The sequence below is a fragment of the Microbacterium sp. Leaf436 genome (assembly GCF_001424715.1).
Taxonomy (GTDB): domain Bacteria; phylum Actinomycetota; class Actinomycetes; order Actinomycetales; family Microbacteriaceae; genus Microbacterium.
Window position 1 is genome coordinate 588,637 of record NZ_LMRB01000002.1, and the last position, 15,716, is coordinate 604,352.

Here is a 15,716-nt window from a genome sequence, read left to right on the forward strand (position 1 = left end):
TCACCCGACGCCGCGCTGCGCGCGCTGCGCGACGCCGAGCTGCCCGCGCGCTACGCGACGCGGCGCGCCGGACACGAAGACGCCGTACACCTCGACGCCGCGAAAGGCCCCGACCCGGCCGGGTCGGGGCCTTTCGCGAGCGCGGATCAGACGCGCGAAGCCTCGGACAGGCGCCGCGCGGCGGCGAGGGCCTGGTCGAGGTCGGCCTTGAGGTCGGCGATGTTCTCGAGACCCACCGACAGGCGCACGAGGCCCGGCGTGACACCGGCGGTGAGCTGCTGCTCGGGCGTGAGCTGCGAGTGCGTGGTGGATGCCGGGTGGATGACGAGCGAGCGCACGTCGCCGATGTTGGCGAGGTGGCTGAACAGGCTGAGCGAGTTGACGAACTCGCGACCCGCTTCGACACCGCCCTTGAGCTCGAACGAGAGCACGGCACCCACGCCCTTGGGGGCGTAGTTGTTGGCGGCGGCGTACCACGGCGAGGTGGGCAGGCCCGAGTAGTTCACGGTCGCGACATCGGGGTGCGACTCGAGCCACTCCGCGATCTCTTGCGCGTTCTGCACGTGACGCTCGATGCGCAGCGACAGGGTCTCGATGCCCTGGATGAGCTGCCAGGCGCTCTGCGGCGCGATGGAGGCACCCAGGTCGCGAAGCAGCTGCACGCGCGCCTTGATGATGTACGCGAGACCGTCGCCGACCGCCTGCGTGTACACGGCGCCGTGGTACGAGGGATCGGGTGTGGTCAGGCCGGGGAACCGGTCGGAGTGCTCCGACCAGGGGAAGGTGCCGCCGTCGACGATGACGCCGCCGATCGTGGTGCCGTGCCCGCCGAGGAACTTGGTCGCGGAGTGCACGATGATGTCGGCGCCGTGCTCGAAGGGACGGATGAGGTAGGGCGTCGCGATCGTGTTGTCGACGATGAGCGGCACGCCGGCCTCGTGCGCGACATCGGCGACCGTGCGCATGTCGAGCACGTTGATCTTCGGGTTTCCGATGGTCTCGGCGAAGAAGAGCTTGGTGTTGGGACGCACGGCGGCACGCCAGGCGGCGGGGTCGTCCTGGTTCTCGACGAACGTCGTCTCGATGCCGAGCTTCGCGAGGGTGTACTTGAAGAGGTTGTAGGTGCCGCCGTAGATCGAGCTCGACGACACGATGTGGTCGCCGGCCTGCGCGATGTTGAGCACGGCGATGGTCTCGGCCGCCTGGCCGCTGGCGACGAGCAGAGCGCCCGTGCCGCCCTCGAGCCCCGCGACGCGCTGTTCGACGACGTCTTGCGTGGGGTTCTGGATGCGCGTGTAGATGTTGCCGAACTCGGCCAGCGAGAACAGGTTCGCGGCGTGGTCGGCGTTGTCGAACACGTACGAGGTGGTCTGGTAGATCGGCGTGGCCCGGGCCTTGGTCACCGGATCGGGCTGGGCACCGGTGTGGATCTGCTTGGTCTCGAAACGCCAGTTCTCGGATGCCGACATGGCCGCTCCTCAGCTCGGGTGGCCTGGGCGGTCGCCGTGGCCTGATGCGAGCGTAGACACCGCCTCCGACACCGACAACAGGGGCGGACATGGGCCGTAACACCCGTGTCGGAGGGTGCCGGTAGCGTGGATGCCATGACGCGACGTGCAGTGGTGACCGGGGCCAGTTCGGGTATCGGAGAGGCGACGGCGCGACTGCTGCGCTCGCGCGGGTGGGACGTGGTGGGCGTCGCCCGCCGGGCCGATCGGCTCGCGGCGCTCGAGGCCGAGACCGGTGTCGTCGCCCGCGCGGCCGATCTCACCGTCGCCGACGACATCGCCGACCTGTCGGCCTGGCTCGCCGAGACGGGTGGCGTCGACGCGCTGGTGCAGGTGGCCGGTGGGGCGCGCGGCACCGACCGGGTCGAAGACGGCGACGCCGACGACTGGCGCTGGATGTTCGAGGCCAACGTGCTCTCGTCGCAGCGGCTCGTGGCATCCCTTCTCCCGCTCCTCCGCGAGGCCGCGACGGGCGTCGGGCACGCGGACGCGCTGTTCGTCACCTCCACCGCCGCGCAGACGGCGTACCCGGGCGGGGCGGGGTACAACGCCGCCAAGGCGGGCGAGGCCATGCTCGTGAACGCCCTGCGGCTCGAACTGAACGGCGAACCGATCCGTGTGATCGAGATCGCGCCGGGCATGGTGCGCACCGAGGAGTTCACCCTCAACCGCGTGGGCGGCGACCACGATGCCGTCGACAAGCTCTACGAGGGCGTCGAGGCCCCCCTGGTCGCCGACGACGTCGCCGACGTCATCGCCTACGCGCTCGATGCACCGGGGCACGTCAACCTCGACCTCGTGACGATGCGTCCCGTCGCGCAGTCGGCGCAGCACCTGCTCGCGCGGGGGCCGCTGCGCCCCCGCCAGAGCGAGCGCCCGGAGTAGCCGAGAGGCCGGTTCCCGGCAGAGCTGGCGCCCGTGTCGCCGATGGGCTGTCCCCGTCGGAGTGAACGCAAGGAGCAGCTGAACGGCCGTCACCGTCGGTCTCACCGCCGCATTGCCGCCAGCCCATCGATCCTCGGCCGGTCGAGCCCGAGGTCGTCGTTCAGGCCACCTCGCCGCGTGCGGCGTGGGCGGCGGTCTCGGTCTCGGCACTGTCGGCGAACGCCACTTTCGGCACGAAGAACAGCAGCACGGCCGCGGCGAATCCGCCCGCCGCGCAGATCGCCCACACCGTCAGGTAGCCCGAGAGCGGTGCGGCGGTGGCGGCCACGGCCGCCCCGGCTCCACCGGCGAGGACTACGCCGAAGACGGCGGACGACATGGTCCCGCCCACGGTCTTGGTGGTGTTGGTGAGGGCGGATGCCACCCCCGTCTGCCCGCGAGGAGCGGCGGCGGCCGCGGCCGCGGGCATCGCCGCGACGAGGGCGCCCGAGCCCATCCCGGCGATCGCGAGGCACAGCAGCACCTGCCAGAGCTCGACGTGCAGGGGGAGCAGGAGCGCGTATCCCGCGCCCACGAGCGTCGCCGCCCCGATCAGCATCGCGCGCGGACGCGCCCACCGCGAGGTCACGGCGAACAGCACGGCGCCGACGATGAGCGAGACGAGGTAGACGCCGATGACGTTCGACCGGTCCGCGGCGTCGAGACCCAGGCCGTAGCCGAGTGCGCGGTCGGTGCCGGCGTAGGTCGCGAGCGGGCCCTGCGCTCCCAGCAGGCTGATGCCCACGAGGAAGGCCGTGGCCTGCACCGGCCACATCTCGGGGCGGCGCAGCACGCGGATGTCGATGGCCGGGTCGCGTTGACGAAGCTCGAACAACACGAAGACCACGCCCAGCACGAGGCCCGCGGCCAGCAGCCCGACGATCGCGATCGGACCCGGGCCGTCGGGGAGCCGCACGAACGACAGGGCGCCGGTGACGCAGAGCAGAGCGCCGGCGAGGATCGTGAAGCCGCCGAGGTCGAGGCGGCGGTCGCTCGTCGACGGCTCGGACTCGGGCACGCCCCACCAGATCACCAGGCAGATGAGCGTCACGACGATCGCGGGGACGGCGAGCGAGAGTCGCAGATCGCCCCCGGTCGCGGTGAACAGGCGCCCCGCAGCCAGGGCGCCGATGATCGCGCCGGCCTGCAATCCCACGACGAGCAGACCTGCGGCGCGGCGGGTCTGCGACACCCCCCGCTGCTGCCGGCGTCCACGGTCGAAGATCAGGGCGATCTCGAGCGGCAGCCACACGACGTAGAAGCCCTGCAGGGCCCAGGCCAGCAGGAACGTCGTGAACGAGTCGGCGAAGACGAGCCACCAGCTCGCCGCCGCGGTCGCGATCGCCGAGAACAACAGCACGCGCTTGTGCCCGAACATGTCGCCGAGTTTGGCCAGCACCGGCAGCACGAGCGCCGACAGCAGAAGCTGCGCGGCTTCGAACCAGTTGACGTCGGCGTCGCGGATCCCCAGGTGCGTGACGATGTCGGGCAGCAGGGGGACGTAGAACCCCTGCAGGATGCCGCTGGCGAGCTCCACCAGCACGAACCACCCGATGAGCCCGGCGGTCACCCCGAGCGCCGAGGTGCGCACCCGTCCGACCGCACCCGAGATGCGCGACATGGCGCGACGATAGCACCGCCGCCGTCCTCGGCATCCGGAATCGACTCCCCGCCGGGGTGCCACGGATCGCACCGGGCACCCCGCGACGAGGCGGCATCGGGCGCGGCGGCGTCCCGATCACGCCCTAGGGTGAGACGAGTCGACGAGAGGAGTCCGGTGTGACGGACGAGCGCGAGCGGTTGAGCTGGGACGATTTCGGGGTCGCCACGCGCGACATCTCCCGGGCGATCGTCGCCGACGGGTTCCACCCCGAGGTGGTCGTCGCGATCGCCCGAGGCGGACTGCTGCCGGGCGGCGCCATCGCGTACGGACTGGGTGTGAAGAACTGCGGCGCTCTCAACGTCGAGTTCTACACCGGCGTCGGCACCGTCCTCGATGCGCCCGAACTGCTGCCCCCCGAGCTCGACCTGTCGTACCTCACCGGACGACGGGTGCTCCTCGTCGACGACGTCGCCGACAGCGGTCGCACCCTCGACCTCGCCGTGAAGCTCCTCGGCCGGCACGGCGCCGAGACCCGTTCCGCCGTGATCTACACGAAGCCGTCGACGATCATCACCCCCGATTACGCGTGGAAGGACACCGATCTCTGGATCGACTTCCCCTGGTCGCACCAAGGGTCGGTGCACGAAGAAGACGCCGCGTGAGCGGCAAGACTCTCGCGCAGCTCGCCGATGCCGGCCTGATCGACGCGTCGTGGGTGACGCCCCTCGCCCCCGTCGCCGACGACATCGCGGCGCTCGGGGAGCGCCTGCGCACCGAGGGGCAGCCGTACCTCCCCGCTGGTGACCTCGTGCTGCGTGCGTTCCGCACGCCGATCGACGCGGTGCGCGTGCTGATCGTCGGCCAGGATCCGTACCCCACCCCGGGGCACCCGATCGGCCTGTCGTTCGCGGTCGACCCGCACGTGCGGCCCGTGCCGCGGAGCCTGTCGAACATCTACCGCGAGCTCTCCGACGACCTGGGGATCGCCCCCGCGCCGCACGGCGACCTCTCGGCCTGGGGCGCGCAGGGCGTCATGCTGCTGAACCGTGTGCTCACCGTGGCGCCGGGCTCCCCGGCATCCCATCGGGGGTGGGGGTGGGAGCGCGTGACCGACCATGCCATCCGCAGCCTCGTCGCCCGCGAGGCTCCGCTGGTCGCGGTGCTGTGGGGGAAGGATGCCATGAACCTGGCCCCCCTGCTCGGTGACACCGCCATCGTGTCGTCGCCGCATCCGTCGCCCCTGTCGGCCAGCCGGGGGTTCTTCGGCTCGAAGCCGTTCTCGCGGGTCAACACCCTGCTCGAGGAGCAGGGCGCCGACCCCGTCGATTGGCGTCTCCCGGCCTGACGACGGCGCCGCGCGGCCCGGGGTCACACGCTCGAAACGCCGCTGTGCGTAAAGTGTCGAGCGTGCTGGAAGAGGAGTACGAGAAGGCCCGCCGTCGGTTGCCCACGCACCTGCGGCGCGCGCCGGAGCCCGAACGGCCGTTCACGTATGAGATCCGCCCGGCCACCGAGGCCGACATCCCCCACATCCGCGAGATCTACAACTATTACGTGCGCAATTCCGTCGTGACCTTCGACGAGAAGGCCTGGACGATCGCGAAGTGGCGCGACAAGTTCGCCACGCTGAACAAGCTCGGACTGCCCTTCCTCGTGGCGGAGTCGCCCAGCGGTCAAGTGCTCGGGTACGCGCTGGTGCAGCCCTGGCAGTCCAAGTCGGCGTACCGGTACACGGTCGAGAACTCGATCTACCTCGGTCAGGCCGCGGCGGGCAAGGGACTGGGCCGCGCCCTGCTGGAGGCGCTGATCTCCGCGTGCCAGGAGCTCGGCATCCGCGAGATGGTCGCCGCGATCAGCGACAAGGGCGCCGACGCGTCGATCGCCCTGCACGAGAAGCTGGGGTTCACCGAGGTGGGTCGCATGGGCCGCGTGGGCTTCAAGTTCGGCCGCTGGCTCGGAGTCGTGTACCTGCAGAAGAGCATCGTGTCGAAGAAGAAGCGTCGGAGGCTGTTCGGCTGACGCGAGCCGCGCGCCCCCGCGCCTCTCGGGTCAGCGCCGCCGCGGCGTCGCCGGCGCGGCCCGGCGCACCTCGTCGACGAGCGTGCGCCAGGGACCGTCGACCTGACCGTCGCTGAGTCGCACCCGCCGCACGGCGATGCCTCCGCGATGCACCTCGATGCGCCACTGATAGCGATCGGCACCCGACGACGCCGAGGGGGCGGCATCCCACGGGCAGCTCTCGACGAGTTCGCGCCACTGAGCAAGACGCGCCGGGTCGGGCTCAGCCCGCCACTGCTTCTGCAGCCCGGCGAGGCCACCCGAGCGCACGACGACCACGGCGAAGCGCTCGTCGTTCGCGGCGTCAGGCTGCGGCATCCTCCTCGACGCCGACTGCGACCCATGCGGCGCGGACGGCGGCGACCTCCTCGGACTCCTCACCGTACTCGCTGGCGGCGGTGGCGCGCGTGGCGGCGGCGAAGGCGGCGAAGTCGGCGGTGGGGGAGAGGGTGCCCGCGGTGAGGGTGCGGTACCAGATGAGTCCGGCGCGCTCCCAGGCGAAGCCGCCCAGTGTCGTCGCGGCGACGTGGAAGGCGCGGTTGGGGATGCCGGAGTTGATGTGCACGCCCCCGTTGTCGTCGTCGGTCTCGACGTAGTCGCGCATGTGTCCGGGCTGCGGGTCGGTGCCGAGCACGTCGTCGTCGTAGGCGGTGCCGGGTGCCTTCATCGACCGCAGTGCTTCGCCCTGCACGTCGGGCGCGAAGATGCCCGCGCCGATCAGCCACGACGCTTCGTCGGCGCTCTGGCCGAGCCGGTGCTGCTCGGCGAGGACGCCGAACACGTCGGACAGCGACTCGTTCAGGGCGCCGGACTGCCCCTGGTACTCGAGACCCCCGGCGGCCTCGGTCACCCCGTGGCCGAGCTCGTGCGCGATGACGCTGAGCGAGCGGGTGAACCCGACGAACACCTCGCCGTCGCCGTCGCCGAACACCATGCGCTCGCCGTTCCAGAACGCGTTGTCGTAGTCGTCGCCGAAGTGCACCGTCGCGAGCAGCGAGCCGCCCGCCGCGTCGATGCCGTCGCGCGCGAAGGCTTCCCAGAAGAAGTCGTACGTGGCACCGAGACCGTCGTACGCCTCGTCGACGGCGGCGTCGCCGACGGGCTCTTCGTCTTCGCTGCGCACGCGTCGACCGGGCAGGTTCTCGCTGTTCTGCGCGTCGGAGATGATGCGATCGGGGGCGGGAACCGCCTCGGCGACGAGCGCGTCGCCGTCGATCGACAGCCGGAGCCGGGTGCGGGTGGGCCGCGGCGGTCGCGGCATCGCCAGGGTCTTGCGTGCCGCGGCGGCCGCGCGTGCGAGCCGCGGGTCGTCGGTGGACGCGAGCCGATCGAGCAGGAACGGGGGAACGATGCCGGGGTACATGCGCCGAGGTTAGCGCCGACCTCCGACATCGCGGCATCCCTTGCTCACGCGCACGACGGCGCTCCGCAGCGCACGGGATGGGGCCATCCGCGCGAAGACCGCCGCGCCGAAGCCCGTTCCCGGGGCGGCGGTGAGACTTCAGCGCGGCAGGGTCGGGATCGACGCCAGCAGCTGCCGCGTGTACGCCGCCTGGGGCTGCAGCAGCACCTTCTCGGTCGGGCCCTGCTCGACGACCTTGCCGTCCTTCATCACCACGACCTGGTCGCACACGCTCTGCACGACGCCGATGTCGTGCGAGACGAGCACGAGGGTCAGGTCTTCTTCGGCGCGCAGGCGCGCGAGGAGGCGCAGGATCTGCGCGCGCACGGTCACGTCGAGGGCCGACAGCGGCTCGTCGCCGACGAGGATCCGCGGGCGGTGCACGATGGCGCGCGCGAGCGCGATGCGCTGGCGCTGACCGCCCGAGAACTCGTGGGGGAAGCGCGAAGCCATGTCGGCATCGAGGCCGACCTGCACGAGCACGTCGCGCACCCGGGCGCGCCGGTCGCCGTCGACGCCCAGGGCCCAGAGGGGTTCGCCCACGGTGCGACCGACGTCCATGCGCGGATCGAGCGACGCGTACGGGTCTTGGAACACCATGCCGGTGGTGCGGCGCAGCCAGTGCAGCGAGCGGGCGGAGCCGCCGGCGACGACGGGGCGCCCCGTCACCTCCACGGTGCCCGCCGACGGGGTGTCCAGGCCCAGCAGCAGCCGGACGAGCGTGGACTTGCCCGATCCCGACTCGCCGATGATCCCCACCGCCGAGCCCGCGAGCACCGACAGGTCGACGTCGTCGAGGGCCGTCGTGCGTTCGGGCCGGGCGAAGTCCTTCCGCGGTGCGGGATAGGTGCGCGAGAGCCCGCGCGCGTGGATGAGCGTCTCGGTCATGGCGTCTCCCCACCGGTCGGCGCGGCGTCGGGGGCGGCGGCGGTCGCGCCGGACCCGCCCGCGTCGCGCTGTGCGGGCTCGACCGGCACGCCGGCCGGGGTCGCGGCATCGTGACCGGCGGTCTCGGGATGCCAGAGCGTCGCGGTCGCGTCACGCAACAGCGCTCGCGTGACCGGCGACGACGGCGCCCGCAGCAGGTCGGCGACCGCTCCGTGCTCGACCACGCGGCCGTGCTCGAGGACCACGGCGTGGGTGGCGACCTGCGCCAGCACCGCGAGATCGTGCGTGATGAAGACGAGGGACATCCCGGCGTCGTGGACCAGGGACCGCAGCAACGACAGGATCCCGGCCTGGATGGTGACGTCGAGGGCCGTGGTCGGTTCGTCGGCGATCAGCAGACGGGGACGGCACGCGAGCGCCATCGCGATCGCGACCCGCTGGCGTTGACCGCCCGAGAGCTGGTGCGGATAGCGCGCGATGATGCGCTCCGGGTCGGGGAGGGCGACGCGTTCCGCCTCGATCACGGCGCGGCGCGCCGCCTCTCGGCGGGAGACGCCCTCGTGGATGCGCACCGATTCGCCGATCTGGCGTCCGACCGTGCGGATGGGGTTGAGGGCGGTCCGCGGCTCCTGGAAGACCATGCCGATGTCGTCGCCGCGCAGTCTCGCGAGCTCGCGGTCGTCGAGACCCAGGATCTCGCGGTCGTTCCATCTCACGCTCCCCGAGGCCCGGGCGTCGTCGGGTAGCAGCCCCAGGATCGCCAGGGCGGTGAGGGACTTGCCCGAGCCCGATTCGCCGATGATGCCCACCCGCGCGCCGTCGGGCACCTCGAACGACACGCCGTCGACGACGGCGCGGCCGCCGATCTCGATGCGCAGGTCTTTCACGACGAGGCTCATGCGACCACTCCCGGAACGTGGGTGCGGGCGGCGGGTGCACGCTGGGCCAGCGTCGGGTCGGCGGCTTCGCGCAGGGCGTCGCCGAGCAGGTTGAGCCCCAGCACGGTGAGGGTGATCGCCAGCCCCGGCCAGACGACGGTGAGCGGGTGCACCGAGATGTACGACTGCAGATCGCTCAGCAGGACCCCCCACGACGGTTGGGTGACCGGGGCGCCGAAGCCCAGGTACGACAGTCCGGCCTCGGCGAGCACGGCGACCGCCATGCCCCACGACAGCTGCACGATGAAGACGGGGGCGACGTTGGGCAGCAGGTGCCGGGTGAGGTTCTGCCACGGGGTCAAACCGCTGGCACGCCCCGCGAGCACGAAGTCGCTGTGCAGCACGCGACGCAGTTCCGGGCGCGTCACGCGGGCGATGTTGACGCCGAAGCCGATCCCCACCGACCAGATGACCACGGCGAGCGAGCCGCCCCAGACGGCCGAGATCATCATGGCGATGATGAGCACGGGGAAGGCGATCAGGATGTCGACGAGCACGGCGATGCTCTCGCGGATCCACCGCGCGGTGAGCGAGCCGAGGGCGGCGAGGGCGAGGCCGAGCACCGACGCGACCATTCCGGCCCCGACCGCGACGACGATCGTCGTGCGCGCCCCCGCCATGAGCAGGCTCGCGATGTCGCGACCGTTGTTGTCGGTGCCGAGCACGTGCGGCCACGAGGGGGAGAGCCAGCGCGCACGCGCGTCGACGGCGGCGGGATCGAACGGCGTCCACACCAGCGACACCACGGCCGTGATCACCAGGAGCACGACGATCAGGATGCCGAACCGGCCGGTGCCCAGATTCCACAGGCGTTTCAGGGTGCTCACGAGGCCTCCCGCTGGCGGGGATCGATCAGGCGGTGCACGAGGTCGACGACGAAGCCGACGAGCAGCACGAACCCGGTGAGGGCGAGCAGCTCGCCCTGCACCTTCGGGAGGTCGCGCGCCGCGACGTCGGCGACGAGCATGCGGCCGACGCCGGGAAGGGTGAACAGCTGCTCGATCACGACGGCGCCGACGATGATGCCGGCGATCTGCAGTCCGAGCACCGTGATCACCGACAGTCCGACGTTCGGCAGTCCGTGGCGCACCAACGCCCGCGTGCGGGTCAGTCCCTTCGCCGCGGCCGTGCGCACGTAGTCCTGTCCGAGGGCCTGCAGGGTGGCGCTGCGGACGAATCGCAGGAGCATCGCGCCCTCGACCACGCCGATGGTGAGCGCGGGGAGCACGAGGGCGCGGAACGCCGCCCCGGGGTCGTTCCACCCGGCGCGGGGAAACCCCTGCGGCGGCAGCCAGCCCAGCCAGACGGCGAACACGACCACCAGCAGCATCCCCGCCCACACCACCGGCACGGCGGCCAGGGCCTGTGACGCGACGCTGAGGGCGGTCCCCCCGGCGGTGCGCCGGCCGAGGGCCGACAGCACTCCGAGCGGGATGCCGATGAGCAGGGCGACCGTGAGCGACATGACCGCGAGGGGTACGGTGACCCGCGCCTTGTCGAGGAGTTCGGCGGCGACCGATTCGCCGGTGACCAGGGAGGTACCCAGATCGCCTCGCAGCAGCCCGCCGATCCAGTCGAGGTACTGCGTCCACAGTGGCACGTCGAGGCCCAGGCTCTCGCGCAGGGCGGCGACCTGCTCGGGGGTCGACTGCGTTCCGGCGATCAGCTGCGCGACGTCGCCGGGGAGCACCCGCAGCGACAGGAAGATCAGCGCGCTGGCCACGGCCAGGCCCAGGAGAAGCAGGCCCAGCCGTGTCAGCGCGTAGCGGATCACTCCGATGAGACCGTCACGCCCGCGAGGGGCAGGCGCACGTTGAGCGAGTTCTTCGGGAAGTTCGCGACGTTCGTGCCGACCGCGGTGCGCGGGGTGGCCAGGAGCAGCCAGTCGGCGGCATCCTCGTCGTCGACGATGCGGGCGGCCTCGGCGAGCAGGTCGGAGGACTGCTGCTCGTCGGTGGTCGCCTGGGCCTGCGCGTACAGGCTCTGCACCGTCGCGTTGTCGTACCCGAAGTAGTACGTGGGGTTCGCCCAGTTGCCGAAGTCCCGCGCCTCGACGTGACGCACGAAGCTCAGGTCGTAGTCGTGGTTCGTGTAGACGTCCTGCAGCCAGGTCGAGAAGTCCACCGATTCGACCTTGAGCGTGACGCCCACGTCGGCGAACGACGACACGAGGAACGTCGGGATCGACGTGGGGTAGACGTTGGGGATCGTCAGCGTCAGCTCGAGGTTCTCGGCACCGGCCTGGGCGAGCAGGTCGCGGGCGCGGTCGGGGTTGTACGACACGCTGCCCGTGAGGTCTTCGTACCCGGGGTCGAGCGGGGGGATCGGACCGTTCAGGGTCTGCGCGGCGATGACCGTCTCGACGAGGGCGTCGTGGTCGATGGCCAGACGGAGGGCCTCGCGCACCCGCTGGTCGGTGAGGGGGGCGCGCTGGTTGTTGAACGCCAGAGTCGCCTTGTCGGTGGTCAGGCCCGTGTCGATCGTGAAGTTCCCGGTGCCCTCGACCTGGCTCTGCAGTTCGGGGTCGACCTCGAGGGCGACGTCGAGGTCGCCGCTGACGGCGGCGTTGACGGCCGCGCTGCGGTCGGGGATGTAGTCGAGGACGACCTCGGCGACGCCGGCCTTGTCGCCCCAGTACCCGTCGTATCGGGCGAGCGTGAGGCTCTGACCGGTGTTGCGCGACGCCACCGTGAACGGCCCGGTGCCGTTCGCGGCGGTCTGGAAGTTCGTCGTGTCGGCGTTCTTGAACACGAGTCCGGCGCGGCCGGTGAGGGTGAACAGGAAGTCGATGTTCGGCTGCGCGAGCGTCAGCACGACGGTGGACGCGTCGGGCGAGGCGATCGAGGCGACGTTGGCGAGGTCGGCGCTGTTCTGGATGGTCGCGTCGTCCTTCGCCGTCTGCAGCGAGGTGACCACGTCGTCGGCGGTCATCGCGGTGCCGTCGTGGAAGGTCACGTCCTCCCGCAGGGTGAAGGTGTAGGTCAGCCCGTCGGGCGAGATGGTCCACTCCGTGGCCAGGGCCGGGACGATCGCGTTGTCGTCGTCGCCGTTGCGGGTCACGAGACCCTGGTAGACGTTGTCGACGAGGGCCTGCTCGAGGGCGGCTCCGCTCGTGTGGCGGATGTCGAGGTTCGACGGTTCCAGCGACAGACCCACCGTGAGGGTGGCGTCGGGGTCGACGTCACCGGTCGGGGCCGATGCGGTGTTCCCGCCGGTGCAGGAGGTGAGGAGGAGGGCTCCGATCAGGAGCGCGCTCGTGGCGAGGGCGGTGCGGCGCAGCATTGCGGGGATGTCCTTTCGCAGGCCGAGGGCATCCGAGTGCTGTGGATGCCGTGCATGGGGTGGGAACAGCCTACTTTCACCCGCATTCCCTCCACGTCCTTCATGACGGTGCGCGACGCCGTATGACGAGGAACCCGCCTTCGGGTGAGCCCCGCGGGCCGCGCCGAGGCTCAGGCGGGGGCGGCCGCGTCGCGGATGATGTCGGCGAGCGCCGCCGGGTCTTCCTCCTGCGCGTTGTGGCCGGTGGGGAGCACGCGCACGGCGGCACCGGGCACCCGTTCGACGAACTGGTCGGCGTCGGCCGCGGTGACGAAACCGCGTTCCCCGCGGATCAGCGTGATCGGGGCGGCGACACCGGCCACGTCGTCCCATCCGGTGCTCGAGAGCACCGCGCGAACGGCATCCGGGGTCGTCGCGTCGGCACCGGCGTTCGCCGCCGCTGCGGCGAGGTGGGCGAAGTGGTGCTTCCACTCGACGCGGCCGTCGGCCCGCACGCGCGAGTTGAGGAAGACCCCGCGCTCCGCGGCGTCGCGCGTGCCGCCGAGCCCGAACGACAGGGCGCGGTCGACCAGCTCGTCGCGCGACGCCCAGTCGGTGGGGCCGGCGAAGAACGCGCGGATCTGCGCGGGTCCGGCGCTCGGATCGACCCCCGGGGTGATGTCGACGACCACGAGACGCGCGACGAGCTCGGGACGGGATGCCGCGACGGCGGCCGCCGTGAGCCCGCCGAGCGAGTGCCCGACCAGCGTCTGCGGGCCCTCGGTCCAGGCTTCGAGGGCGATCGCGACGTCGGGGGCCAGCACGCGCGCGACGTAGGCGGCGTCGTCGCGCCACGAGGAGTCGCCGTGGCCCGGCAGGTCGAGGGCGAGGGCGGGGACCCCCAGGTGGAGCAGCGTCGTGTCCCACGTGTGGGCGTTCAGCCCGGCACCGTGCAGCAGGGTGACCTCGGGCGGAGCGTCGCCCCACCGCAGGCCGCTCAGCGTGCGTCCGTCGGGCAGGGTGAGCTGCACCCGCTCGACGGAGGGGACGTCGAGGCCGAGATCGTCGGCCTGCGCGGGAAGGAACGAGAACTCGTCGACCTCGGGCATGACAGCCACCCTGTCATCGCGGGCCCGGATGCCGCCACCTCGGCGCCTCGGGGCGTCACGGCGGGCGTCACGGTCGGCGCCCGATCGACGGCAGGACGCGACCGGTGGGTCGGCGAACGCGGCACCGGTCGCACCCGCCCGCCGTAGGCTGTCGCCATGGGCGAGGAACAGCGCGTGCACCTGTCGAAGAAGGCTCCCGAGGCCTATGCGGCCCTGCGATCGTTCTCGACCACGGTCGGCCGGATCGCCGCCGAAGCCGGCATCGACGCGCGGCTGCGCGAGATCGTGCAGATCCACGCGTCGCAGCTCAACGGCTGCGCCTTCTGCGTGCGCGTGCACGTCGACGCGGCGGTGAAGGCCGGCCTCGACGCCGACGTCATCGCCCAGATCGCCACCTGGCGTGAGTCGGGGGTCTTCGACGAGCGGGAGCGGGCGGCGCTCGAACTGACCGAATCGTTCACGTTCATCCACGAAGACGGCATTCCCGACGAGGTGTACGACCAGGCCGGCGGCATCTTGAGCGAGCAGGAGTACGTCGCCCTCAGCTGGGTGCTCGTGGCGATCAACGCCTTCAACCGCGTGGCGATCGCGGGTCGGTACCCCGTTCCCCCGCGCGGGGGGTCCGCCGGGGGCGTCGCCGACGGCCCCGCCCCCGCCGCCCACCTCCACGGCGAGGACCCCGCGTGACCGGGTCGCCGGAGTCGCGATCGTCCGCGTCGCGATCGCTCGTGTCGGGTGCGACGAACTTCCGCGACGTCGGAGGTCTGCCGACCCGAGAGGGACGCACGCGCGAGGGGGTGCTGTTCCGCTCCGGCAACCTCGTGCACCTCGACGACGCCGGGGTGCAGACGCTGCGCGAGCTCGGCATCCGGCGCGTGATCGACCTGCGCGACGAGGCCGAGGTCGCCCACGCACCCAGCCGCTTCGACGACGTGCCGGTCGACGTGCAGCACACCCCGCTGTTCCTCGGATCGGTGGCGTCGTTCTTCGCGCGCGATCTGAGCCTCGCCGACATGTACGACGGCATCGTCGACGACTCCGCCGACCGCGTCGTCGAGGTGGTGCGCGGCCTGCTCGACGCCCAGCCCGTGCTCGTGCACTGCACCGTCGGCAAGGACCGCACGGGGGTCACGGTCGCGATCGCGCTCGCCGCGGCGGGGGTGGATCGCGAGGCCGTCATCGCCGACTACGCGCGCACCGAGGCTCTGCTGCCCGCCGAACGCAACGCCGCCGTGCTCGCCGCGATCCGCGCGGTGCACCCCGGCAACGTGCACGTCGAAGACTTGGCGACCCGGTCTCCGGCGCCGGTGATGCGCGCACTGCTCGACCGGCTCGACCGCGAGTACGGCTCGCCGGCCGGTTACCTGCGGGCGCACGGGCTGAGCGACGACGAGCTGCGCCGGCTGCGTGCGGTGCTGGTGGGCTGAACCGCGGGGGCCGAGGCCCGCCGTCTCGTCGACGTCGAGATACAAAGGGGGAACTCAGGTTAGGCAACCCTTCACTCGCGGTATAGTGGGAGCCATCATGACCACCTCCACCGAGCACAACGACGCCGCGTGCCGCACGTCGCGGCACACCCGCGTGCAGCACCTGGTGACCGCCGACGAGACCTCTCTCGTCGAGCTCCAAGCCCTGCTCGCGACGTTGCCGATCTGCTCGACCGGGCGGGTGTTCGTCGAGGTGCCCGACGAGTCGTGGATCGGACGCATCGCCGCCCCCGCGCGCATGACGCTCTCGTGGCTCGACCGTTCGCGCCGCGGCGGCGCCCCGGGCACCGGCCGCGGTTGCGCCCCGGGCGAGGCCCTGGCGCGGGCCGTCGCCGGCTGGTCCGGCGAGATGCTGTGCTGCGACGACGACGCCACGCGCGTGTTCCTGCTGGGCGGCTACCTGGGTACCGCCGAGATCGTCGACGACCTGGTCGCGCGTCACGGCGTCGACGCGCAGTCGATCCACACGCCCGAGCGCTTCGGTCTGGCGACCGCACGCTGAAGCGGGCCCCGGCGGCGTCGCGAAGACCCCGCAGCC

At 71.8% G+C, this 15,716-nt stretch carries 17 protein-coding genes; 7 read left to right on the top strand and 10 right to left on the bottom strand.

Features of this window, described 5'->3' with window-relative positions; translation table 11 throughout:
• Positions 1-146: 146 nt before the first annotated feature.
• On the bottom strand, positions 147-1,469 hold the full coding sequence (locus ASG45_RS06990; protein ID WP_055834673.1) for a bifunctional o-acetylhomoserine/o-acetylserine sulfhydrylase: 1,323 nt from the start codon (positions 1,467-1,469) through the stop codon (positions 147-149).
• Between the two features lie 135 nt (positions 1,470-1,604).
• Here ASG45_RS06990 and ASG45_RS06995 point away from each other — a divergent pair, with 135 nt between their 5' ends.
• Positions 1,605-2,393: an SDR family oxidoreductase gene (locus ASG45_RS06995; RefSeq protein ID WP_200943398.1), complete on the top strand. Its 789-nt coding sequence runs from the start codon at positions 1,605-1,607 to the stop codon at positions 2,391-2,393.
• 160 nt (positions 2,394-2,553) lie between these two features.
• Here ASG45_RS06995 and ASG45_RS07000 read toward each other — a convergent pair whose 3' ends face one another.
• Positions 2,554-4,053 carry an MFS transporter gene (locus ASG45_RS07000; protein ID WP_200943399.1) on the bottom strand — a complete coding sequence of 500 codons (1,500 nt, stop codon included), beginning with the start codon at positions 4,051-4,053 and terminating at the stop codon, positions 2,554-2,556.
• A gap of 158 nt (positions 4,054-4,211) precedes the next feature.
• Between ASG45_RS07000 and ASG45_RS07005 the strand changes: the two genes are divergently transcribed.
• The 3 genes from ASG45_RS07005 (at position 4,212) to ASG45_RS07015 (ending at position 6,054) form a co-directional block, all read left to right on the top strand.
• Positions 4,212-4,697, top strand: coding sequence for a phosphoribosyltransferase (locus ASG45_RS07005; protein WP_055834678.1), 486 nt, complete (start codon positions 4,212-4,214; stop codon positions 4,695-4,697).
• A complete protein-coding gene (locus tag ASG45_RS07010) occupies positions 4,694-5,380 on the top strand; it encodes a uracil-DNA glycosylase (RefSeq protein ID WP_055834681.1) in 687 nt (228 codons plus the stop codon). Before ASG45_RS07005 ends, ASG45_RS07010 begins: the two co-directional genes overlap by 4 nt.
• 62 nt (positions 5,381-5,442) lie before the next feature.
• Positions 5,443-6,054, top strand: coding sequence for a GNAT family N-acetyltransferase (locus ASG45_RS07015; RefSeq protein WP_055835940.1), 612 nt, complete (start codon positions 5,443-5,445; stop codon positions 6,052-6,054).
• 30 nt (positions 6,055-6,084) lie between these two features.
• Here ASG45_RS07015 and ASG45_RS07020 read toward each other — a convergent pair whose 3' ends face one another.
• From ASG45_RS07020 to ASG45_RS07055, 8 genes are all read right to left on the bottom strand, one after another.
• Positions 6,085-6,411: a protealysin inhibitor emfourin gene (locus ASG45_RS07020; protein WP_055834684.1), complete on the bottom strand. Its 327-nt coding sequence runs from the start codon at positions 6,409-6,411 to the stop codon at positions 6,085-6,087.
• A complete protein-coding gene (locus tag ASG45_RS07025; RefSeq protein WP_055834687.1) occupies positions 6,398-7,456 on the bottom strand; it encodes a M4 family metallopeptidase in 1,059 nt (352 codons plus the stop codon). The genes ASG45_RS07020 and ASG45_RS07025 overlap by 14 nt, the downstream gene beginning before the upstream one ends.
• A gap of 138 nt (positions 7,457-7,594) precedes the next feature.
• Positions 7,595-8,383 (bottom strand): ABC transporter ATP-binding protein, encoded by a 789-nt coding sequence (locus ASG45_RS07030; protein ID WP_082516497.1) that lies wholly within the window; start codon positions 8,381-8,383, stop codon positions 7,595-7,597.
• On the bottom strand, positions 8,380-9,282 hold the full coding sequence (locus tag ASG45_RS07035) for an ATP-binding cassette domain-containing protein (protein ID WP_082516498.1): 903 nt from the start codon (positions 9,280-9,282) through the stop codon (positions 8,380-8,382). The genes ASG45_RS07030 and ASG45_RS07035 overlap by 4 nt, the downstream gene beginning before the upstream one ends.
• Positions 9,279-10,148: an ABC transporter permease gene (locus ASG45_RS07040; RefSeq protein ID WP_055834690.1), complete on the bottom strand. Its 870-nt coding sequence runs from the start codon at positions 10,146-10,148 to the stop codon at positions 9,279-9,281. Before ASG45_RS07040 ends, ASG45_RS07035 begins: the two co-directional genes overlap by 4 nt.
• Positions 10,145-11,095, bottom strand: a complete 951-nt coding sequence (locus tag ASG45_RS07045; protein WP_055834693.1) for an ABC transporter permease — start codon at positions 11,093-11,095, stop codon at positions 10,145-10,147. Before ASG45_RS07045 ends, ASG45_RS07040 begins: the two co-directional genes overlap by 4 nt.
• Positions 11,092-12,603: an ABC transporter substrate-binding protein gene (locus tag ASG45_RS07050; RefSeq protein ID WP_055834696.1), complete on the bottom strand. Its 1,512-nt coding sequence runs from the start codon at positions 12,601-12,603 to the stop codon at positions 11,092-11,094. Before ASG45_RS07050 ends, ASG45_RS07045 begins: the two co-directional genes overlap by 4 nt.
• A gap of 170 nt (positions 12,604-12,773) precedes the next feature.
• Positions 12,774-13,691, bottom strand: a complete 918-nt coding sequence (locus ASG45_RS07055; RefSeq protein ID WP_055834698.1) for an alpha/beta fold hydrolase — start codon at positions 13,689-13,691, stop codon at positions 12,774-12,776.
• A gap of 156 nt (positions 13,692-13,847) precedes the next feature.
• Between ASG45_RS07055 and ASG45_RS07060 the strand changes: the two genes are divergently transcribed.
• The 3 genes from ASG45_RS07060 (at position 13,848) to ASG45_RS07070 (ending at position 15,680) form a co-directional block, all read left to right on the top strand.
• A complete protein-coding gene (locus ASG45_RS07060) occupies positions 13,848-14,378 on the top strand; it encodes a carboxymuconolactone decarboxylase family protein (protein WP_055834702.1) in 531 nt (176 codons plus the stop codon).
• Complete coding sequence (locus ASG45_RS07065) at positions 14,375-15,118, top strand: tyrosine-protein phosphatase (protein WP_082509304.1); 744 nt, start codon at positions 14,375-14,377, stop codon at positions 15,116-15,118. The genes ASG45_RS07060 and ASG45_RS07065 overlap by 4 nt, the downstream gene beginning before the upstream one ends.
• A gap of 97 nt (positions 15,119-15,215) precedes the next feature.
• Complete coding sequence (locus ASG45_RS07070; RefSeq protein WP_055834704.1) at positions 15,216-15,680, top strand: SIP domain-containing protein; 465 nt, start codon at positions 15,216-15,218, stop codon at positions 15,678-15,680.
• Positions 15,681-15,716 lie beyond the last annotated feature (36 nt).